The sequence below is a fragment of the Pelagibius litoralis genome, assembly GCF_011683915.1.
GTDB classification, from domain to species: domain Bacteria; phylum Pseudomonadota; class Alphaproteobacteria; order Kiloniellales; family Kiloniellaceae; genus Pelagibius; species Pelagibius litoralis.
Genome location: NZ_JAAQPH010000008.1, coordinates 1 through 21,074 on the forward strand (window position 1 = coordinate 1; position 21,074 = coordinate 21,074).

Sequence of the window (21,074 nt, forward strand, 5' to 3'; positions counted from 1 at the left end):
CATACGAAAATAGTGCTCCGCTCTCCCGATCCTCGCCCCGCATCGCGCCCTCCATGATCGCAAACCAAACGCCATAGAGAATCACGACCAAAAGACTTCGGCGAGCCCTTTTTCAGCAGCCTGCTAAGCGGAAAGAAAGCCGCCGTCGACGCAGAGATTGTGGCCGAAGACGAAGCTTGCCTCCTCCGAAGCCAGCCAGAGCACTGCGGCGGATACCTCCTCCGGCCTTCCCAGGCGCCTGGCGGGCAGGCTCGCCGCCACAGCCGCCCGGTCGCCGACACCGGCGGCCATCATCATCGGCGTTTCCACCCGGCCCGGCGAGACGGCGTTGATGCGGACGCCTTGCCCGGCATACTCCATCGCCGCCGAGCGGGTGAGCGACAGCAGCGCCGCCTTGGAGGCACAGTAAAGCGCCAGCCCGGGGTTGGGGTTGCGCAGTCCGCTGACCGAGCCGTTGTTGACGATCACCCCGCCGCCGTTCGCCAGCATGATCTTGATCTCCGCCTGCATGGCCAGGAAGACCGCCCGGAGGTTCATATTGAATACCTGATCATAGGTTTCCGGGCTCTGCTCCGCCAGAGAGGCCCGGCGCTCCTGAAAACCGGCGTTGTTAAAAGCGATGTCGAGTCCGCCGAGACGTTCGGCCGCCGCCTCGACCAGGGGCGCGACGGCCTTACTGTCGCTAAGGTCAGCGGCCAGGAAGAACAGCTTGCCGGCCATGGCCGCCCCGGCGGCGACAACCTCGGCGCCACGCGCCTCATCCCGGCCGGAGAGAACGACATCAGCGCCCGCCTCGGCAAAAGCCAGGGCCGTGGCCCGGCCGATGCCGGAGGTGCCGCCTGTCACCAGCACACGTTTGCCTTGAAACCGGCCCGCCGTCATAACTCGGCCAGCCCGATCTTGATGCGGCGGTTGTGCCGGCCCTTGTTCTCGACCTTCAGAATCCGCAGGTGCCGGGATTCACCGGTCGAGGTGAGATGGGTCCCGCCGCAGGCCTGGCGGTCGAGCCCGGTGATCTCCACGATACGTACCGACCCATCCGTCTGCGGCGGCGGCGTCACCGCCTTGGACCGCAGGGTGCCCGGCTCGCGCGCCGCCTCGGCCAGAGGCATGGCGAAGGTGCGGACCGGAAGGTCCTGGTCGATGACATCGTTCATTACCACTTCCAGGTCGCGCAGGCGCTGATTGTCGGCGCCGGGCAGGTCGAGATCGATGCGCGCCGTGCCATCCGCCGACATGTTGGCCCCGGTGACCAGGGCGCCGTCGAACTCTTTGAAGGCCAGGGCATTCACAATATGAAGGCCGGTGTGAAGCTGCTGCATGAGGAAACGGAAATCCGGGTCGATGCGCGCTTCGACGATGCCATGGACTTTGACCGGCTCAGCCAGCAGGTGCCACAGCTTACCGCCCTTCTGCTCCAGGCCGGTCACCGCTACCGCGCCGCCCTGCCAGGCGAGAATGCCTTGGTCCGCTGGCTGACCGCCGCCGCCGGGATAGAATGCCGAACGGTCGAGCGCCACCGCGCCCGGATGGCTCTCAAGGACAGCCGCCTCGTAGGTCAGCAGGTCGGGGGCTTCGTGACAGAGATAGGCGGCCATAGGCCCTCCTCTTCGGATCGCCGGGAACAACAGGCTCCCAGCGAACCACAGGAAGGATCAGGCGGTATTGGCGATTCTTGCCATCAGACCAAACGCGCCGCCCCTACTCCGCCGCGACGAAGGCCTCGATCTTCTCGACCTTGGCGGCACAGAACTTGAACTCCGGGATCTTGCCGAAGGGGTCGAGCTGCGGATTGGTCAGCATATTGGCCGCCGCTTCGTTGAAGCAGAAGGGAATGAAGACCATGCCCTCCGGCACGTCGCGGTCGGCCCGCACTGCCAGCGCGATCTCGCCGCGCCGGGTACTGACCTTCACCGAATCGCCGGCCACCAGCCCCATCATGGAAAGCTGACGGGGGTTCAGGCTGGCAATGGCTTCCGGCTCCAGGGTGTCGAGCACCGAGGCGCGCCGCGTCATGGCGCCGGTGTGCCAGTGCTCCAGCATGCGGCCCGTGGTCAGCACCAGCGGATAGTTGTCGTCCGGCAACTCGTCCGGCGGCACCAGGCCGGCCGGAACGATCTTCGCGCGGCCGTCGCTGGTCGGGAAACCTTCGGCGAAGAGGATCTCGTTGCCGGGTATATCGGGCCCGTCGACCGGATAAGTCACCGCGTCCTCGCGCACCAGCCGCGCCCAGGAGATGTTCTTCAGCGAGGGCATGACCTCGACCATCTCGGTGAAGACGTCACTGGGATGGCTGTAGGTCCAGTTGAGGCCCAACCGATTGGCCAGGTCCTGGATCAATTCCCAATCCTGGCGCGCCTCGCCCGGCGGCGGCGCCACCGGCCGCGCCACCTGGACCTCCCGGTTGGTGTTGGTGAAACTGCCCCACTTCTCGGCATGGGCCGAGGCCGGCAGGATGACATCGGCATGCCAGGCGGTTTCCGTCATGAAGATATCCTGCACCACCAGATGCTCCAGCTTCGCCAGGGCTTTGCGGGCATGGGCCTGGTCCGGGTCGGACATGGCCGGGTTCTCGCCCATGATGTACATGCCCTTGATCTGCCCGGCGATGATCGCATCGACGATCTCGACCACCGTCAGGCCGCGCTTGGGATCAAGCTCGGTGCCCCAGAATTCCTCGTAGCCCTTGCGCACCTCCTCCGTCTCGACAGACTTGTAGTCTGGAAAGACCATTGGGATCAGCCCCGCGTCGGAGGCGCCCTGAACGTTGTTCTGGCCGCGCAGCGGATGCAGGCCGGTGCCCGGGCGGCCGATCTGGCCGGTGATCATGGTGAGCGCGATGAGGCAGCGCGCATTGTCGGTGCCATGAACATGCTGGGAAATGCCCATACCCCAGAAGATGATGGAGCGCTCTGAGCGGGCATAGAGCCGCGCCACATCGCGAATGCTTGCCGCGTCGATGCCGCAGACTTCCTCCATCGCCTCCGGCGAGAAGTCCTGCACCATGGTCTTCAGCTCTTCGAAGCCGCTGGTATGGGCCTGGATGTACTGCTGGTCGGTCAGGCCCTCTTCGATGATGGTATGGATCATCGCGTTCAACAGCGCGACGTCGCGGCCCGGCTTGAACTGCAGATGCTTGTAGGCATAGCGGTTCATCTGCTGCCCGCGTGGGTCCATGACCACGATCTTCGCACCGCGCTTGGCGGCGTTCTTCAGGAAGGTCGCCGCGACCGGATGGTTCTGCGCCGGCCGGGCGCCGATGATGATCATGCAGTCGCTGTCTTTGGCCGCCGTGAAAGGCGCGGTCACCGCGCCGGAGCCGATGCCCTCCATCAGCGCCGCCACGGAAGACGCATGGCAAAGCCGCGTGCAGTGATCGACGTTGTTGGTGTGGAAGGCGGTGCGGATCAGCTTCTGGAAGAGATAGGCTTCCTCGTTGGAGCCCTTGGCCGAACCGAAACCGGCAAGGCCGGCGGGACCGGTTTCCTCGTAGACCTTTTTCAGGCCGCCGGCGGCGCGATCGAGCGCCTCTTCCCAGGTCGCTTCGCGGAAATGGGTCGAGGGATTCATCGGATCGACCTGATCGTCCCAGCGCTTGGGCGCGTCGTCGCGGCGAATCAGCGGCTTGGTCAGGCGCTGCGGATTATAGATATAGTCCCAGCCGAAGCGGCCTTTCACGCAGAGCCGGTTCTGGTTGGCCGGGCCGTCGCGGCCGTCGATGTAGAGGATCTTGTCGTCCTTCACATGGACCGTGGTCTGGCAGCCGACGCCGCAGTAGGGACAGAGGGTGTCGACAGAACGGTCCTCGAAATGCACGCGGGTGCCCTGCTCGTCCAGCAGGCTGGATTCCATCAGAGCGCCAGTCGGACAGGCCTGCACGCATTCGCCGCAGGCAACGCAGGTCGACTCGCCCATGGGATCGTCGAAGTCAAAAATCACCTTCGAGCCATGGCCGCGGAAAGCCATGCCGATAACATCATTCACCTGCACTTCACGGCAGGCACGGACGCAGAGATTGCAGTTGATGCAGGCATCCAGGTTCACCGCCATGGCCGGATGGCTGACATCCGGTGCCCAGACCTCGCGGGCCGGAAAACGGCTTTCGGTCACACCGATATCCGACGCCCAGTTCCAGAACTTGCTGGCCGGGTCGTGGGAGGTTTCACGCTTGGGCTGATCAGCGACCAGCAGTTCGAAAACCAAGGCGCGGGCCTTCTCCGCCCGCTCGCTCGCCGACTTCACCACCATGCCTTCGCGCGGTTCGCGGATGCAGGAAGCGGCCAGCACGCGCTCGCCCTCAATCTCCACCATGCAGGCGCGGCAGTTGCCGTCGGCGCGGTAGCCCGGCTCCGGGCTGTAGCAGAGGTGCGGCAGCTTGGTGCCATAGCGCGCCGCGGCCGCCCAGATGGTCTCACCCGGCGCCGCCTCGATATCGTGACCGTCGAGGGTGAAGCGCACGGCTTCCTGTTGCGGCAAGGCGGTCATTTCAGCGCCTCCGGAAAATACTTGAGGACAGAAGTGAGCGGATTGGGCGCGGCCTGGCCGAGGCCGCAGATGGACGCGTCACGCATGACATGGCAGAGTTCTTCCAGCAGGGGCGCATCCCAGGACTTCTCGCTCATCAGCTTCACCGCCTTTTCCGTGCCGTTGCGACAGGGCGTACACTGGCCGCAGGACTCTTCTTCGAAGAAGCGCATGAGGTTCAGCGCCGCTGCTTTCACATCGTCCTTGTCGGACAGGATCACCACGGCGTGGGAACCGACGAAACAACCGAACTTGTCGAGCGCCCCGAACTCCAGCGGCAGGTCGCCCATGGCAGCCGGCAGGATACCGCCGGAGGCACCGCCGGGCAGATAGGCATGAAACGCGTGCCCCTCGGCCATGCCGTCGCAGAATTCGTCGATCAGTTCCTGCACCGTGATCCCTGCCGGGGCCAGCTTCACGCCGGGGGATTTCACCCGCCCGGAAACCGAATAGGAACGCAGGCCCTTGCCGCCGTTGCGCCCCTCGGCGGCGAACCACTCGGCGCCCTTCTCGACGATGTCGCGCACCCAGTACACGGTCTCGACGTTCTGGTTCAGGGTCGGTTTTCCGAACAGGCCGACCTCGGCGATGTAGGGCGGACGGTGGCGCGGCAGGCCGCGTTTGCCCTCGATGGATTCCAGCATGGCCGACTCTTCGCCGCAGATATAGGCCCCGGCGCCGCGCCGCAGTTCCAGCGGGCAGTGTTTGGTCAGGCCGGCGGCCTCCAGCTTGGCGATCTCGCGGCGCAGAATCTCCAGGACCGCCGGGTACTCATCGCGCATGTAGATGTAGCAGCGTTCGCAGCCCACCGCCCAGGCGGCGATCAGGGCGCCTTCCAGGAAACGATGCGGATCGCTTTCCAGATAGTGCCGGTCCTTGAAAGTGCCGGGCTCGCCCTCGTCGCCGTTGATGGTCATCAGTCGTGGGCCGGGGAAACCGCGCACGATTTCCCACTTCTTACCGGTCGGAAAACCGGCACCGCCCAGGCCGCGCAGGCCCGCATGGGACAAGGCCTCGACGAGAGACTCCGGCGTCCGTTCGCCCGCCAGACAAGACCGGAGCAGGGCGTAGCCGTCGTCGCTGCTATAGGCATCCAGGTCTTTGTAGGAAGGGATCTCGGGATGATGGTCTTCGCCAACCGCCGCCGAGAGATTCTCCACCGTGGCGTTGTCGATATGGCGATGGCCGACCTCCGCCACCGGCGCGCAGTGGCAACGCCCCATGCAGGGCGCGGGCACAACGCGAACCTGGTCGCCAACCGCCTTCGGCAGCGCCTTCAGAAGATCCTGGGCGCCCATCATCTCGCAGGTGATGGAATCGCAGACGCGGATGGTCAGCGGCGGCGGCGGGGTCTCCCCCTCCAGCACGATATCGAAGTGTGCGTAGAAGGAGGCCACTTCGTAGACCGCCGCCATGGGCAGCTTCATTTCTTCGGACAGGGCGCGCAGATGTCGCGCCGAGAGATGCCCCTGGCTGTCTTGAATCAGATGCAGATACTCGATCAACAGATCGGCGCGCCGTGGCTGCTCGCCCAAAAGCCCCTGGACGTCCGCCAAGGCTTCAAGATCGAGCTGGCGGCCCTTGGGTGTCGTGGGCGCCTTGCGCCGGCCGGAGCCCGGATGTATCTGCCGCTCGAATGGGGGCGGCGTTCCCTCTGGCATCGATCTTGTCTCCGATCCTACGAGTATTGTGCTTGGGCCCTTGGCGAGGCCTCTGTCGTCCGGGGCCGACCATAGACGGAAATTCGGCAATTCATAAGGGGATTTGTAGACAGCCTGTCGGTCAAAACTTGATTGAAACCGACGTTTTCGACGTCTTTGAGACAGATCCGGCGCAGACCTGCGTAAGGCGCGCCGGGCAGCGGCTTTGCTGTCGGGCGCCCTGCCACCAGCGGCCTCAAGCGGCCCTTAGGGCCTGGCGGACGGTCTGGCCGATTTCCGCCGCCGATGTGGCAACGCTCACCCCCGCCGACCGCAGGGCCTCGATCTTCTCGGCGGCACCGCCCTGGCCAAAGACATTGACTGTCCCGGCATGCCCCATGCGGCGCTCCGTCGGGGCATGCAGGCCGGCGACATAGGCGACAACCGGCTTGCGGGCCTTGTTGGCCTTCAGGTAGGCAGCCGCCTCTTCCTCATCGCTGCCGCCGATCTCGCCCAGCAGCACAACGCAGTCGGTGCCGGGGTCCTGGAAGAACAGCTCCAGGCAGTCCACGAATCCGACACCGTGAACCGGGTCGCCACCAATACCGATGGAGGTCGACTGGCCCAGGCGTTGGGCCGAGATCTGTTCGATCACCTCCGAGGTGAGCGAGGCGGAACGCGATGCGATACCAACCTTGCCGGGGCGTTCCAAATGCGCGGGCATGACCCCGATCTTGCAGCGGCCCGGGCTGAGAATACCTTGTGAGTTCGGCCCGATGAGGCGCGTCGCCGAGCCTTCGAGCCGGCGCTTCACCCTGACCATATCGAGCACCGGTATCCGCTCGGTCACGCAAACCACCAGAGGCAGCCCGGCATCGATCGCTTCGATGAGGGCGTCGCCCGCAGATGCCGGCGGCACGAAAACCGCAGAGGCATTGGCGCCCGTCGCGGCTACCGCCTCGGCAACGCTGTCGAAAACCGGCAAACCGAGATGCCGGCGCCCACCCTTGCCCGGAACCACGCCGCCGACGACCTTGGTGCCGTAAGCAATCGCCCGCTCCATGTGGTAGCTCGCCTGCTTACCGGTAAAGCCCTGGCAGATAACCTTGGTGTCGCTGTCGATGAGTATGGCCATCAGGCTGCCTCCCGCCCCGCAGCGGCGACAACCATGCTTGCCGCCTGCCCGATGCTGTCCGCGAAATTGACCGGAATGCCCTGGGCCTTCAGGATCTTGCGGGCAAGCTCGCCATTGGTGCCCGCGGCCCTGACGATCAGCGGCACACGCAGGCCCTCCGCCTTGCAGGCCGCGGCGATGCCCTCGGCCACCGTGTCGCAGCGCAGAATGCCGCCGCCGTAGATGTTCACCAGGATTGCGTTGATCTTGCGGTTGCGCAGCAGCAGCCGGAAACCCTCGTCCACCTGGCCGCGGGTCGCCTCCGGGCGGATGTCCATGAAGTCCGCCGGTTCCCCACCCTGCTGCTTCAACAGGTCGACCGTCGCAAGCGCCAGGCCCGCACCGTTCACCATGACGCCGATGTTGCCGTCGAGATGCACGTAGTTCAGCGCGAAACGCTGGGCCTCCAGCTCCGTCGGGTCCAGTTCCTCCTCGTCGCGCAACACCGCAAGGTCCTGGTGGCGGAACAGGGCATTGTCATCGAGCACCATTTTGACGTCGAGGGCGGTCAGTTGACCGTCATTGGTCAGCGCCAGCGGGTTGATTTCGATAAGGCTGGCGTCCAGGTCCCCGAAAGCCTTCACGATGGCTTTCATGATATCCACGGCCTGTCCGCGTGCGGCGCCGTCCAGCCCCAGCCGGGCCGCCAGGTCCCCCGCCGCCGCTTCGTCCAGGCCGGCCTCGGGATCGGCCACGAGGCGCAGCATCTCTCCGGGCGCCGCCGCCATGCGGCCCTCGATGTCGTTGCCGCCTTCCCTGGCGGCGATCAGGGAAACCCGGCCGCGGCTGCGGTCCACCAGAACCGCGAGATAAAGTTCCCGCGCGGCCCCCACGGCCTGTTCGATGTAGACTGAGCGGACCAGCTTGCCTTTCGGACCGGTTTGCGGCGTCACCAGCGGACGGTCCAGCAGATCCTCAGCCGCGGCACGCGCCGCCTCGGGGCTGGAAACCATCCGGACGCCGCCCGCATCGTGCCGCAGGCCGGCATGGATCTGAGCTTTCACAGCCCAGCTCGCGCCGCCGAGATCACGCGCCGCGCCGGCGGCCTCTTCGACACTGCGCACCAGCCGCGCTTTCGGGCTGGGCACGCCGTAGCGGCTCAACAGCTCTTTGGCCTGATATTCGTGAAGATTCATGGTCCGCCCGCCCCATTGCCGTTGTTGTTGGAAAACAAGGCCTAAAACTACCGTCCGGCCTCTACATCCCAATCCTCAGCTTCGTGGCATATGGTATACCACCAGGGCCAAAACGGCAATCTCTTTCTCTGAGACCGACCCCGGCGCCGGGCCCAAAGCGCCCGGCCGATACCGTCTGTCAGGCGGCGCTGTCGGTGCCCCGGCGCAGGCGGTCCCGGATCATTTTGAAGACCGGCATGAGGATCAGGAAGATGGCGATCACCGTGATGGTGCCGGAAATCGGCCGGGTCACGAAGGTCGTCAGGTCCCCGTCGGAGATGATCAGCGACTGGCGCAGCTTCTGCTCGGCAATGGGGCCCAGCACGATGGCCAGCACCGCCGGCGCCAGAGGGTAATCCAGTTTGCGCAGAAGGTAGCCGACCACCCCGAAGACCAGCATCAGCCACACATCGTGCAGTCTTTGCGTGGCCGCGTAGCCGCCAATGATACTCAGGGCAAAGATGACCGGCGCCAGGATGGTAAAGGGCATCCGCAGCACCCAGAGGAACACCGGGATCAGGAAAATGTTGGCCAACAGGGCAAAAAAGTTCGCGACATAGAGGCTGGCGGTCAGACCCCAAACCAACTCCGGCTCATCTATGAAAAGGGTCGGCCCCGGGGTAATGCCCCAGATAACCATGGCGCCGAGCAGGATCGCCGTGGTCGGCGAGCCGGGAATACCCAGGGTCAGCATCGGCAGCATGGAGCCGGTGGAGGCCGCATTGTTCGCCGCCTCCGGCGCGACCACACCGGCGACCTCGCCCTTGCCGAAGTTCTCCCCGTTCTTGTGGGTCATCTTGGCGACGCCGTAAGCCATGAGCGATCCGGGCGTCGCCCCGGCCGCCGGAAGAATGCCGACGAAATAGCCGAGCAACGAGGATGTGGTCGCTATCTTCCAGGTGCCCATCACCTCCTTCATGTTGGCGAGCATCCGGTCTACCGTAATAACCGCCTTCGACATCATGCTGTTGCCGCGGCTGACCTCGATGGTCCAGAGCATCTCGCCGATCCCGTAGATGCCGATTGCCAGGACCAGGAAGTTGATCTGACTGAGAAAACCGGAGATTTCGAAGAGGACCAGGCGGGGTTCGCCGCTGATGATGTCGAAGCCGACCGTGCTCAGCACCAAACCGATTGCAATGGAGAAAATGGTCTTCGGGATATCGTCGCCGCTGAGACCGACAAAGGTGGCGAAGGCCAGCAGCATCAGGGCGAATATTTCCTGATCGCCGAAACTGAGGGCGACGGCGGCCAAGGGCGGCGCGAAGCCGGTGAAGAGGATGACCGAAAGGGTTCCACCGAAGAACGAGGCGACGGCAGCGGCCACCAGTGCCTTGTCGGCCAGACCTTTCAGGGCCAGCGGTCTGCCGTCGAAGGTGGTGGCGACCGCGGTCGATGCGCCGGGAATGCCCAGCATGATGGAACTGATCGCCCCGCCGTACATGGCGCCGTAGTAAATCGCCGCCAGAAAGATAATCGCCGAGGTCGGCGGCACCAGGAAAGTCATGGGAACCAGGATCGCCACACCATTCACCGAGCCCAGGCCCGGCATGGCACCGATGAAAAGACCGACGATCACACCCAGCACCACAAGGCCGATGTTCAGCGGCTGGAAAGCAATCAGGAATCCGTCGAACAGGTGTTGAAGAATCTCCACGGGGACTCGCTCTCTACCTCAAAATTGGTGTCAGATCCTCTTGCTCCGGCCCTGTGGCAGAAGCGGCAAACGTGCTCTCACCCCGGGGGGCTTAAAGAAAGATGTCGTATAGCGGAAGGAACAGCGGCTCGAGATAACCCTTCGGCATGATGATTCTCAAAGCGACGTCGAAGAAGAAGAACACGACGACCGGCGCTGAAAGTGCGATCGCCAGGGTCGTCGCCCAAGAATGCCGCCCAAGGAACCGTATGTAGTAGATCAGGAAAAGCGGCAAGGAACCGAAAACGCCCAGGATGTGGATGAGCCCGATCATCGCCGTGACCCCGCCGCCAACCAGGGCGAATCTCTTTACCGCATAGTTGTCCATAAAAGGTTCGCTGGATTGCGAGGGCGGGCTGGACCGACGGAACCAGTTCACGATGATCCAGATGCAGGAGCCCAGCATGATGACCGCGAGCCAGAAGGGAAAGGCGCCGCCGCCCGGTCCTTCCTCGGGCAACCAGCCGATGGGAAGCTCCGCAGACTTCCACATCAGGTAGATGGAAAAGGCCGCCAGCAAAACAGCCGTCGTGATTTCAGCACGGCGCATGATGGCGGCCCTCCCCTATCCTCGGATGATCGTCTGAATCAGATGGGTTGGCTTAGAGCGCCCCCATCTTCTCCAGCATCTGGCGGTGATTCTCCCGCTCGGTCATCCAGTAGGCTTTCAGCTCATCACCCGACATGAAGGCACCCTGCAGCGCCCTCTTGTTGCGGTAGTCCTGCCATTCCGGTGATTCAAAGACTTTCTGGAAAAGAGCCTGGTAGTAAGAGGCCGCTTCGTCGCTCATGCCCGGCGCGCCGACGACGGAACGCTGCATCAGGTAGACGAAGTCCTTGCCCAACTCCTTGAAGGTCGGTGCATCCGGAAAGATGTTGATCCGCTCGGTGGTGAAGGCTGCAAGCGGCACGGTGTCGCCGGACTTGTAGAAGCCTTCCTGCTCGGAGGGATTGTTCACCGTCGAGTTGGCATGCTGACCGGCCAGCTGCTTGGCCACCGCGCCGCCACCCTTGTAGGGAACGTACTTCATCTCAAGGTCGTAGGCCGCATTGAGGAAGTCGGTGAGCAACTGGTCTTCCTGCAGCTTGCCGGTACCGGCCATGATCCAGTCGCTGCCGGCGGCTTTCGCCTTGGCGACGAAATCGTCGACATTCTTGATGCCGGAGTCCTTGTGGACCCACAGCAGGAAGGTGTCTTCCGCCATACGGGCGATCGGCGTGAAGGTCGCGATATCGACCTTCAGGTTGGGCTGACGCAGCGGTGTCGTGTAGAAGCTGTTCAGCGTCACCATGATGGTGTGATCGGGGTCGGACGAGGCCTTCCCGTTCAGATGAATCAGCGCTTCGGCACCTGAACCACCCGGCTTGTTGATCGGTGTCAGGGGCTTGGACGCCCAGCCGTTCTTCTCGATAACGGTTTGCAACAGGCGCGCCATTTTGTCGGCACCACCGCCCTGACCGGCCATGATGACGAACTCAACGGGCTTCTTCGGCTCCCAGGCCTGCGCCGCCGTCGAAGCAACGGTGGAAAGCGCAGCCCCCAGGCCTGCGACAACAGCGCAACCCAAAAGCATTCTTCTCGATACGTACATGTCCTAACCTCCCGGTTTTCTGGATAGGCTTTGAGGGTATTCTCCATTAAGTTGAAAACCCAGCATAAAGTCAGCTTGACAGCATATCCCGTTATTCTTCTTGCATCTCCACGGCTCTTCGGACTTTAACCATGGCATGTGGTATACAAAATACCGCCATAGCTGACCGAGGTCTACTATTCTTATCGGCGAATTGAAATTTCGTTAAAGATACCGCACCGCAACATTTGCGGATGTTTCCGCAAGATTCCTACTCGCTTCGACTAAATCGTTATTTGGCAGCATGTTAGAGGATTTCGTCAGCATTACGATAGCATGCAATTGTGACGAGAGAAGGTAAGGTTCTTGCAAGTGCGAAAGGGTCGTGCAGGAGCAACCTTGAGGCTAGGCACAGCCGCGGTTTGCCCGAATGACGACCAATCTGCCGCCCGCCCGACACACAATCTACACGTGCACCGTATCAGGAGGTGGATTTGCTAAGCCCTGTTGGCTGAAACGGACCGCACGGCCACACATGAGGCGTAGTTACCGTCAATCAGGCCCTGCGCCAAAGACAAGTGGCCCTGCTTCAGTGCATCAGAAGGATCGGCATGTCCGCATGATCGATGACGTGTTGGGTGACGCCGCCCATGACCAGCTCCCGCCGGCGACTCTGCCCGTAGGCGCCCATCAACAGGCAATCGGCCCCGGCCTCCTTGGCATTGGACAGCAGCGCCTGGCCGATAGCCGCGGGCGTCGCGGAAAAGCTGTGCAGCGCCGAATCGATGTCGTGGACGGCGAGATAAGCCTTCGCCTCCTCGGCTGAAACCGGCATTTCGGCCCCCTTCCCGGCCAGAAGGATCACCGAATCGGCCTTCGTCAACAGCGGCAGGGCGGCGGTCACGGCACGGGCGGCTTCACCGCTGCCGTTCCAGGCGATGGCGACCTTCGCGCCGACCGAATCGACGGGCCGCGGCGGGCACATCAAGACCAGCTTGCCGGTTTCGAGCAGCGCCGCCTCAAGCGTGTTGAGGCCGAGGTTCTGCGCATGATCGGGTTTCGCCACGGCGATCAGATCGGCCAGGCGGCCCCGCAGTCCGATGATCTTGGCCTGCTTGCCGGTCTCCTCCCGCCAGGTGGCCGAAACCCGGTCCCGCGGCCAAGGCGCAGCGTCGATCTCGGGAATGTCATGCTTGGCGCAGTAGCGGTCGAAGAGGTCGCGGACCTTGCTCTCCTCCTCGTTCGCCAGAGTGCCCGCGGAGGTGACGATTTCCTTACGCAGGCGCGCCGGAACGAAAACCCCGAAGGGGATCATATCGTCCGGCCGGGGCCTGCAGTGCAGGACCTCAAGATGCGCCTGGTGGCGGCGGGCGAGACTGAGGGCATAGTCCAGAACCCCCTCGCCCTTGCCGTCGCCGCGTACCGGAACCAGAATCGTGCGCACAGTCATCGGGGGGCTCCTTTCCGCGTCCTCTGTATCAGGCCTAGAAGAGGCCTTGGATCAAGCCGGCCTCATCGAGATGAATGGAGTTGGCCGCCGGCACCCGCGGCAGACCGGGCATGGTCATGATCTCACCGCAGATCGCCACGATGAAGCCGGCGCCCGCGGAGAGCCGGACCTCACGCACCGGCACTTTGTGCCCGGAGGGGGCACCGCGCAGGTTCGGATCGGTCGAGAAGCTATACTGGGTCTTGGCCATGCAGACCGGCAGATGGCCATAGCCTGCATCTTCCCACTGCTTCAGCTGATCGCGTACCTTCTTGTCCGCAACCGCTTCCTCTGCACCGTAAATCTGCTGCGCAACGGTGTTGATTTTGTCGTAGAGCGGAAGGGCATCGTCGTAGAGCGGCTTGAAGTCGGCCTTACCGCTGTCAATCAGCCCGACGACCTTGTTTGCCAGTTCTTCCGTGCCTTCCGAGCCCTTGCCCCAGTGCTCGCAGACCACCGCATCGACGCCGAGGGTCTGGGTGAACGCCTGGATCGCCGCCAGTTCGGCCTCGCTATCCTTGATGAAGCGGTTGATACCGACCACCGCGGGGACGCCGAACTTGGCGATGTTGGCGATGTGGCGGCCCAGATTCTCCAGACCCTTCTTCACGGCATCGACGTTCTCGTCACCAAGGGCATCCTTGGCAACGCCGCCATGCATCTTGAGCGCCCGCACCGTCGCGACGATGACCACCGCCTCGGGCTTCAGGCCCGCCTTGCGGCATTTGATGTCGAAGAACTTCTCGGCGCCCAGGTCAGCCCCGAAGCCGGCCTCGGTCACGACATAGTCGGCCAGCTTCAGGGCTGACTTGGTGGCGGAAACCGAGTTACAGCCATGGGCGATGTTCGCGAAGGGACCGCCATGGATAAAGGCCGGGTTGTTCTCCAGCGTCTGCACGAAGTTCGGCATCAGCGCGTCCTTCAGCAGCACCGTCATCGGCCCCTCGGCCTTCAGGTCGCGGCAGTAGATCGGTTTGCGCTCGCGGGTGTAGGCCACCACGATGTCACCCAGGCGTTTCTGCAGGTCTTCCAGGCCGTCGGCCAGACAAAAGATCGCCATGACCTCCGAAGCCACGGTGATGTCGAAACCGGTCTGACGCGGGAAGCCGTTGGCCACACCGCCCAGCGAGGTCACCGTGTCGCGCAAGGCGCGGTCGTTCATGTCGAGCACGCGGCGCCAGGAAACTCGGCGCTCGTCGATCCCCAGTTCGTTGCCCCAGTAGATGTGATTGTCGATCAGCGCGGACAAAAGGTTGTGCGCCGATGTGATGGCATGGAAGTCACCGGTGAAATGGAGGTTGATGTCCTCCATCGGCACCACCTGGGCATAGCCGCCGCCGGCCGCGCCACCCTTCATGCCGAAGCAGGGACCCAGGGAAGGTTCGCGCAGGCAGATCATCGCCTTCTTGCCGATCCGGTTGAGCCCGTCGCCGAGGCCCACCGTGGTGGTGGTCTTACCCTCGCCCGCCGGCGTCGGCGAGATGGCGGTGACCAGGATCAGCTTGCCGTCCGACTTGGACTTGAGGGACTCAAGGTATTCGAAGCTGACCTTCGCCTTGCTCGGCCCGTACTGCATAAGCGCATCGGCGGGCATGTCGAGTTTCGCACCGATCTCGGTGATCGGCTTCACATTGGCTTCGCGGGCAATTTCGATATCGGACTTGGGCATCTTGGTTCTCTGCCTGTTTATCTATTGATTGCTGTCTGTCCCGGTCGTTCTACGGCCGAAACGCCTCCCGGCTCAACCGCCGAGCTTTGATCCTTCGCTGAGACCCGCCTTGGCCGCGAAATCGCCGGCGGCGATCTTCTTGTCGTCATGCGGGCGCACCCGTTTGATCCGAATGGCGCCTCCGCCGGCGGCGACCGTGAAGCTCTCGCCATCGACGGCAATGACGCTGCCCGCCTCGCCGCTGCCCTCCACCTTGGCGGAATCGAAGATCTTCACTTCGTTTCCGTTGAAGGTGGTCCAGGCGCCCGGCGCGGGATTGGTTCCGCGGATCAGGTTGTAGACCTCATCCACCGGCTTCGACCAGTCGATCTGCGCATCGGCCTTGCGGCACCAGCTTTCGTAGGTCTTTTTGCTGTGGTCCTGGGCGATCGCAGGCGCCTTGTTGTCGCGCACCATGTCAACCGCCTCGACCATCGCATCGACGCCCATGGGGAAGAGCTGATTGAAATAGAGCGTCCCCAGGGTATCGTCCAGGCCGATCGCCACCGTCTTCTGCAACAGCACCGGCCCTTCGTCGAGGCCCTCGTCCGGCCAGAAGATCGTCAGGCCGGTTTCCTTGCGTCCCATGATGATCGGCCAGTTGATGGAGCTGGGGCCGCGGTGCAGCGGCAGCAAAGAGGGATGGTACTGGATCGTCCCCTTCTCCGGGATATCCAGCACCGGCTGGGGCACGAAGAGCGTCACATAGGCCATGACGCAGAGATCCGGCGAGAACGACCGCATCAGTTCCTCGGCTTCCGGCGTTTTCCAGGAGGCCGGCTGATGCAGCGGCAGGCCTTTTTCAAGAGCTAGCTCCTTCAGGGGATCGGTCGGCCGCCCCTCCTTGTCGGGCGCGCAGAACACCCCGACGACGTTTTCACCACGTTCCAGAAGCTTTTCAAGCACAGCCTTGCCAAAGGCCTCTTGGCCATGGACGACGATCCGCATTCCTGCATTTCCCCCGTGTTTTGCCGTGCCTCGAAAGGACGGCTTGATCAACTGCGATTCCCGCCGGACCTGCTGATCCGGCGGCGACATCAATCGTTCACTCTGCGGCGGCCTGCTCCGGCATATCGCCAAGCGCCCCGCTGCTCCAGGTCTCCTGGATCTCCTCCTCCGAAAGGCCCAGAACCTGCGACAGGATCTCGTTGGTGTGCTCACCCAAAAGCGGCGAACGCGTCACATCCGACGGGGAAGCCGAGAGCTTCACCGGGTTGCCCACGGTGAGGTACTTGCCGCGTTCGGGATGATCGACCTCAACGATGGTACCGGTCTCGCGAAGGCTCGGCTCCTCGGCCAATTCCTTCATGGAGAGGATCGGCCCACAGGGAATGTTCAGCGGGTTGCAGGCTTCCATCACCTCCAGTTTGGTCTTGGTCTTGGTCCAGTCCTCGATGGTATCGAAGATCTGCGGGATCTTGTCCAGCCGCGCCTCGGGCTTGGCATAGGCCGGGTCTTCTTTCCACTCCGGCTTGCCGATCAGATCGCAGATATTGCCCCAGACCGCCGCCTGGGTAATGAAGTAGACATAGGCGTTGGGGTCGGTCTCCCAGCCCTTGCACTTCACGATCCAGCCCGGCTGACCGCCGCCGGAATCATTGCCGGCCCGCGGTGTCGCATCGCCGAAGGGGATGCCCTGGCCGAACTGGCTGTATTCCCTCAGGGGGCCGTGCTCCAGACGCTGCTGGTCGCGCAGCTTCACCCGGCAGAGGTTGAGAACGCCGTCCTGCATGGAGGCCAGAACGCGCTGCCCCTCGCCGGACTTCTCGCGATGGAAGAGCGCCGTCACGATACCCAGCGCCAGATGCAGGCCGGTACCGGAGTCGCCGATCTGAGCGCCGGTCACCGTCGGCGGACCATCGAGGAAACCGGTGGTCGAGGCCGCGCCGCCGGTGCACTGAGCGACGTTCTCGTAGACCTTGCAGTCCTCGTAGGGACCGGGCCCGAAGCCCTTTACCGAGGCGTAGATCATGCGCGGGTTCAGCTTGTGGACCTGATCCCAGCCAAAGCCCATGCGGTCGAGCGCACCGGGGGCGAAATTCTCGACCAAGACGTCGCAGGACTTTACCAGCTTGGTCAGAATCTCCTTGCCCTTGTCGCTCTTGGTATTGAGCGTGATCGAGCGCTTGTTGTGATTCAGCATGGTGAAATAGAGGCTGTCGACATCCGGGATGTCGCGCAGCTGCCCACGGGTGGCGTCGCCGACGCCGGGTCGCTCAACCTTGATCACATCTGCACCGAACCAGCCCAGCAGCTGGGTACAGGTGGGGCCTGACTGCACGTGGGTGAAATCGAGAATGCGGACGCCTTCTAGAGCTTTCATTGTTTGCTCCTAATTCTTAATCAGTTGACTCGCTGGCGCTGGATTACTTCTTGGAAACCACAGACTGCGGATTGAGATTGCCGATGCGCCCGCTCTCGGTGCCGGCGTTTTCGTCGATCACCGCATTTACCAGGGCCGGCTTTCCGGAGTCCATGGCCTCGTTCACGGCACGCTGCAACTCATCGGGAGAGGTCACGTAGTAGCCGGCGCCGCCGAAGGCTTCCATCATCTTGTCGTAGCGGGCGTCCTTGACAAAGACCGTCGTCGCCGCGTCCGATCCACCGGTGGGATTGACGTCGGTGCCCCGATAGATGCCGCCGTTGTTGAAGACCACCACGCAGATCGGCAGGTTGTAGCGGCAGATCGTCTCGATCTCCATGCCCGAGAAACCGAAAGCGCTGTCGCCTTCGACGGCCAGCACCGGGTGCCCCGTCTCAACGGCCGCCGCAATGGCCTGGCCCATGCCGATACCCATGACGCCCCAGGTGCCGACGTCCAGGCGTTTCCTGGGCTTGTACATATCGATGATGCCGCGGGCAAAATCGAGCGTGTTGGCGCCTTCGTTCACGAGCATGGCATCGGGCCGCTCGGCGATAATGGTCCGCAGCACACCCAGCGCGCCGTGAAAATCCATCGGCACGTTGTTGTTGCGCAGCCGCGGCGCCATCCGCTCGATATTGGCATCTTTCTTCGCCGTGACCGTCTCGGTCCAGGCGGCAGGCGGCGGGGTCCAGCCGTCCCCCATGCCGTCAAGCAGGGCGGAGACGCAGGAGCCGATATCGCCGACCACGGGGGCCGCGATCTCGACGTTGCTGTCCATCTCCTTGGGCTCGATGTCGATCTGTACGAACTTCTTGGGTTGGCTGCCCCAGGTCTTGCCCTTACCGTGCGAGAGCAGCCAGTTGAGGCGGGCGCCGATCATCAACACGACGTCGGCCTCTTTCAGTACCAGCGAGCGCGCCGGGCCGGCCGACTGCGGGTGCGTATCCGGCAACAGGCCCTTGGCCATGCTCATCGGCAGATAGGGAAAGCCGCTCTTTTCCACGAGGGCGCGGATCTCGTCGTCGGCCTGCGCGTAGGCCGCGCCCTTGCCCAGGATGATCAGAGGGCGCTTGGCGCTCTTCATCACCGCAAGCGCCCGCTGGACCGCCTCCGGGGCGGGCAGCTGGCGCGGCGCGGCATCGATGACCTTGAGGAGCGACTTTGCGCCGGCCGCCGCATCCATGGTCTGCCCCAACAGCTTCGCCGGCAGGTCCAGATAGACGCCGCCGGGGCGGCCGGAAACCGCCGCGCGGATGGCGCGCGCAATGCCGATGCCGATGTCTTCGGCGTGCAGCACGCGGTAGGCCGCCTTGCAGAGCGGCTTGGCGATGGCGAGCTGGTCCATCTCCTCATAGTCGCCCTGCTGCAGATCGACGATCTCCCGCTCGGAGGAGCCGCTGATCAGGATCATCGGGAAGCAGTTGGTGGTCGCATGGGCCAGCGCCGTCAGTCCGTTGAGGAAACCGGGCGCCGACACCGTCATGCAGACGCCGGGCTTTTTCGTCAGAAAGCCGGCAATGGCGGCCGCGTAGCCCGCATGCTGTTCATGCCGGAACGACAGAACGCGCAGACCTTCGGCCTGCATGTAACGGCCCAGATCCGTGATCGGAATGCCGGGCACATTGTAGATCGTTTCGATATCGTTGAGCTTCAGCGCATCGATGACGAGGTGAAAGCCGTCTGTCAAAGCCTGCGGGGCGGCGGCTTCATCCGGTCGATCTTCCTGAACGAGCGTATCGCTCATACCTGTCTCCATCGTTTCATGTTGTCTCCCAAAGCGCAGCACTACTCTCTGCGGCTTCCGCTGTGTCCTTAATCGAGGTAGTCGACGTGCGCTTCGATGTGCGCCGCCAGATTCAGGGTGTGCTCGCGCGCCAGGCGTTCGGCCAGTTCGGTGTCCCGGGCTTCCAGCGCTTCGATGATGTGGAGGTGATCGATGATCGAGCGCTTTGCCCGGTCCTGTTCCGAGATGGTCCGCGCCCGAATCCCTTTCATGTGAATGAAAAGCCGGTCGGCGGTTTCCTTCAACAGGGCGCAGCCGCTCAACTCCAGGATCGACTGGTGAAACTCGATGTTGCGGTCCGAGTACTCGTCGATATGCGCCTGGACCTGCCCGTTCTCAAAGCTCGTAAAGAGCTTGCGCAGCGAAGCGATCCCCTCGTCGGAAGCGTTCAGTGTGATCAGCCGCGCCGCCATGCTTTCCAGCGCAGCCCAGACCGTGATCATTTCCAGGATTTCCTTGCGCGACTTGCGCACGATGAAAACGCCGCGCCGCGGGATGACCGTCACCAGGCCTTCCTGCTCCAACCGCGCCAGGGCCTCGCGGATCGGCGTCCGGCTGATCCCAAGCTGCTCCGACAGCTGCCGCTCGTCCAGCTTCAGCTGGGCGTCGTCGGCATAGATATTCATCGAGGTAATGCCGTTGTGCAGCGTTTCATAGATGTGCTCCTTCAGACTGAAGGTGCTCTCGATCGGCTTCACTTGGAGCTTGTTGGGCAACATCGGCGGGGATCGTTTGGTTGTTTCGGTCGGGTGGAACGCCGCCGCGCGGAAGCGGCGTCTGGTTCTTGGTATACAATAGCCCAGGAACCACAGACCGACAACTAAAATCCCGCCGTCGCCCGGCCCCGCATCGCCGGGCTTACTTCACATTAATTCTCATATTTCGAAAGTAACTTATTATAAATATTGACCTAAACACCCCATCGTAGTGCGGGGGTATGCACGGGCGCATCCCAGAGGCGGGTCAATTCGTCGTCCAGCAGGGTGACGGTCAGCGAGCAGCCGGCCATTTCCAGCGAGGTCACATAGTTACCCACGAGGCAGCGCGACACGGTGATGCCGCGGCGCCCCAGCAACTGCTGCGCCGCGTTGAACATCAGGTACAGCTCCATCAGCGGGGTGCCGCCGAAGCCGTTCAGCAGGACGAAGGCTTCGCCCCGGGCCTTGTCCCCGAAGTCATCGGCGATCGCCGTCACCATCTCCTCGGCGATCTCACTGGCCGAGGTCAGGGGCACGCGGCGGCGTCCCGGCTCGCCATGAATGCCAACGCCCATCTCCATTTCGCCTTCGCCCAGTTCGAAGGTCGGCGTACCGGCGGCGGGCACGGTGCAGGACGTGAGAGCAACCCCCATCGAACGGGTCGCCGCATTGGCGCGGTCACCCAGCGCCTTCAGGGCGGCTAGGTCCAGCCCCTCCTCCGCTGCCGCGCCTAGCACCTTCTCGACGAAGAGGGTGCCGGCGACGCCGCGGCGGCCGGTCGAGAAGGTCGAGGTTTCCACCGCGACGTCGTCATCGGTCAGGACGGTCATGACCTCGCCGGTCGCCATCTCCGCGGCCATCTCGAAGTTCATCACATCGCCCTCGTAGTTCTTCACGATGAAGAGCGTGCCCGCACCGCTGTCCACCGCCTCGGCGGCAGCCAGCATCTGGTCGGGGGTCGGCGAGGTAAAGACCTGGCCGGGGCAGGCCGCATCCAGCATGCCCAGGCCGACAAAGCCCCCATGCAAAGGTTCATGGCCCGACCCGCCACCGGAGATCAGCGCCACCTTGCCCGGCTTAAGCGATGCCCGGCGCACAAACTTGTGCTCGTCACCGACAACGAGAATGTCGCGATGGGCGGAGACGAAGCCGTCCAGGCTCTCGGTCAGGATCGTTTCGGTGGCGTTGATCAGCTTTTTCATGGCGTCCTCCCTTGCAAGCACCCGGTCCGAAGGGCCCGGGCGCGCGTCT

At 63.4% G+C, this 21,074-nt stretch carries 16 protein-coding genes; all 16 read right to left on the reverse strand.

Annotated features, from left to right (window positions below; translation table 11 throughout):
• Positions 1 to 123: 123 nt before the first annotated feature.
• The 16 genes from HBA54_RS11565 to dhaK all read right to left on the reverse strand — a co-directional run bounded on the left by HBA54_RS11565 (position 124) and on the right by dhaK (position 21,025).
• Positions 124 to 882 carry an SDR family NAD(P)-dependent oxidoreductase gene (locus tag HBA54_RS11565; protein WP_167224635.1) on the reverse strand — a complete coding sequence of 253 codons (759 nt, stop codon included), beginning with the start codon at positions 880 to 882 and terminating at the stop codon, positions 124 to 126.
• The gene (locus tag HBA54_RS11570) at positions 879 to 1,598 is read right to left on the reverse strand and encodes an alanyl-tRNA editing protein (protein WP_167224636.1); all 720 of its coding nucleotides are present in this window, start codon (positions 1,596 to 1,598) and stop codon (positions 879 to 881) included. Before HBA54_RS11570 ends, HBA54_RS11565 begins: the two co-directional genes overlap by 4 nt.
• 103 nt (positions 1,599 to 1,701) lie before the next feature.
• Entirely contained in the window at positions 1,702 to 4,485 is a 2,784-nt protein-coding gene (fdhF, locus tag HBA54_RS11575; protein WP_167224639.1) for a formate dehydrogenase subunit alpha, read from the reverse strand.
• Complete coding sequence (locus HBA54_RS11580; RefSeq protein WP_167224641.1) at positions 4,482 to 6,185, reverse strand: NAD(P)H-dependent oxidoreductase subunit E; 1,704 nt, start codon at positions 6,183 to 6,185, stop codon at positions 4,482 to 4,484. Before HBA54_RS11580 ends, fdhF begins: the two co-directional genes overlap by 4 nt.
• A 235-nt stretch (positions 6,186 to 6,420) precedes the next feature.
• Positions 6,421 to 7,299 (reverse strand): succinate--CoA ligase subunit alpha, encoded by an 879-nt coding sequence (sucD, locus tag HBA54_RS11585; RefSeq protein ID WP_167224643.1) that lies wholly within the window; start codon positions 7,297 to 7,299, stop codon positions 6,421 to 6,423.
• Positions 7,299 to 8,474: an ADP-forming succinate--CoA ligase subunit beta gene (gene sucC / locus HBA54_RS11590; RefSeq protein WP_167224645.1), complete on the reverse strand. Its 1,176-nt coding sequence runs from the start codon at positions 8,472 to 8,474 to the stop codon at positions 7,299 to 7,301. The genes sucD and sucC overlap by 1 nt, the downstream gene beginning before the upstream one ends.
• A gap of 178 nt (positions 8,475 to 8,652) precedes the next feature.
• Entirely contained in the window at positions 8,653 to 10,170 is a 1,518-nt protein-coding gene (locus HBA54_RS11595; protein WP_167224647.1) for a tripartite tricarboxylate transporter permease, read from the reverse strand.
• Positions 10,171 to 10,261: 91 nt separating this feature from the next.
• The gene (locus HBA54_RS11600) at positions 10,262 to 10,759 is read right to left on the reverse strand and encodes a tripartite tricarboxylate transporter TctB family protein (protein ID WP_167224649.1); all 498 of its coding nucleotides are present in this window, start codon (positions 10,757 to 10,759) and stop codon (positions 10,262 to 10,264) included.
• Positions 10,760 to 10,811: 52 nt separating this feature from the next.
• Positions 10,812 to 11,801 (reverse strand): Bug family tripartite tricarboxylate transporter substrate binding protein, encoded by a 990-nt coding sequence (locus HBA54_RS11605; protein ID WP_167224651.1) that lies wholly within the window; start codon positions 11,799 to 11,801, stop codon positions 10,812 to 10,814.
• 568 nt (positions 11,802 to 12,369) lie between these two features.
• Positions 12,370 to 13,230, reverse strand: coding sequence for a universal stress protein (locus HBA54_RS11610; RefSeq protein WP_167224653.1), 861 nt, complete (start codon positions 13,228 to 13,230; stop codon positions 12,370 to 12,372).
• Between the two features lie 34 nt (positions 13,231 to 13,264).
• On the reverse strand, positions 13,265 to 14,938 hold the full coding sequence (locus HBA54_RS11615; RefSeq protein ID WP_167224655.1) for a formate--tetrahydrofolate ligase: 1,674 nt from the start codon (positions 14,936 to 14,938) through the stop codon (positions 13,265 to 13,267).
• Positions 14,939 to 15,010: 72 nt separating this feature from the next.
• Entirely contained in the window at positions 15,011 to 15,925 is a 915-nt protein-coding gene (locus tag HBA54_RS11620) for a methionyl-tRNA formyltransferase (RefSeq protein WP_167224657.1), read from the reverse strand.
• 97 nt (positions 15,926 to 16,022) lie between these two features.
• A complete protein-coding gene (frc, locus tag HBA54_RS11625) occupies positions 16,023 to 17,300 on the reverse strand; it encodes a formyl-CoA transferase (RefSeq protein WP_167224659.1) in 1,278 nt (425 codons plus the stop codon).
• Positions 17,301 to 17,343: 43 nt separating this feature from the next.
• Positions 17,344 to 19,086, reverse strand: a complete 1,743-nt coding sequence (gene oxc / locus HBA54_RS11630; RefSeq protein ID WP_167224661.1) for an oxalyl-CoA decarboxylase — start codon at positions 19,084 to 19,086, stop codon at positions 17,344 to 17,346.
• 68 nt (positions 19,087 to 19,154) lie between these two features.
• Entirely contained in the window at positions 19,155 to 19,844 is a 690-nt protein-coding gene (locus HBA54_RS11635; RefSeq protein ID WP_167224663.1) for a GntR family transcriptional regulator, read from the reverse strand.
• 191 nt (positions 19,845 to 20,035) lie between these two features.
• A complete protein-coding gene (dhaK, locus tag HBA54_RS11640; RefSeq protein WP_167224665.1) occupies positions 20,036 to 21,025 on the reverse strand; it encodes a dihydroxyacetone kinase subunit DhaK in 990 nt (329 codons plus the stop codon).
• Positions 21,026 to 21,074: the final 49 nt, after the last annotated feature.

Excerpts from the sequence above, each read along its gene's own strand:
- HBA54_RS11605 (WP_167224651.1), bottom strand. The coding sequence starts at position 11,801 with ATGTACGTATCGAGAAGAATGCTTTTGGGTTGCGCTGTTGTCGCAGGC.
- HBA54_RS11635 (WP_167224663.1), bottom strand. The coding sequence starts at position 19,844 with ATGTTGCCCAACAAGCTCCAAGTGAAGCCGATCGAGAGCACCTTCAGT.
- oxc (WP_167224661.1), bottom strand. The coding sequence starts at position 19,086 with ATGAGCGATACGCTCGTTCAGGAAGATCGACCGGATGAAGCCGCCGCC.
- HBA54_RS11620 (WP_167224657.1), bottom strand. The coding sequence starts at position 15,925 with ATGCGGATCGTCGTCCATGGCCAAGAGGCCTTTGGCAAGGCTGTGCTT.
- frc (WP_167224659.1), bottom strand. The coding sequence starts at position 17,300 with ATGAAAGCTCTAGAAGGCGTCCGCATTCTCGATTTCACCCACGTGCAG.
- dhaK (WP_167224665.1), bottom strand. The coding sequence starts at position 21,025 with ATGAAAAAGCTGATCAACGCCACCGAAACGATCCTGACCGAGAGCCTG.
- HBA54_RS11570 (WP_167224636.1), bottom strand. The coding sequence starts at position 1,598 with ATGGCCGCCTATCTCTGTCACGAAGCCCCCGACCTGCTGACCTACGAG.
- HBA54_RS11600 (WP_167224649.1), bottom strand. The coding sequence starts at position 10,759 with ATGCGCCGTGCTGAAATCACGACGGCTGTTTTGCTGGCGGCCTTTTCC.
- HBA54_RS11580 (WP_167224641.1), bottom strand. The coding sequence starts at position 6,185 with ATGCCAGAGGGAACGCCGCCCCCATTCGAGCGGCAGATACATCCGGGC.
- sucC (WP_167224645.1), bottom strand. The coding sequence starts at position 8,474 with ATGAATCTTCACGAATATCAGGCCAAAGAGCTGTTGAGCCGCTACGGC.
- sucD (WP_167224643.1), bottom strand. The coding sequence starts at position 7,299 with ATGGCCATACTCATCGACAGCGACACCAAGGTTATCTGCCAGGGCTTT.
- HBA54_RS11610 (WP_167224653.1), bottom strand. The coding sequence starts at position 13,230 with ATGACTGTGCGCACGATTCTGGTTCCGGTACGCGGCGACGGCAAGGGC.
- HBA54_RS11565 (WP_167224635.1), bottom strand. The coding sequence starts at position 882 with ATGACGGCGGGCCGGTTTCAAGGCAAACGTGTGCTGGTGACAGGCGGC.
- HBA54_RS11615 (WP_167224655.1), bottom strand. The coding sequence starts at position 14,938 with ATGCCCAAGTCCGATATCGAAATTGCCCGCGAAGCCAATGTGAAGCCG.
- fdhF (WP_167224639.1), bottom strand. The coding sequence starts at position 4,485 with ATGACCGCCTTGCCGCAACAGGAAGCCGTGCGCTTCACCCTCGACGGT.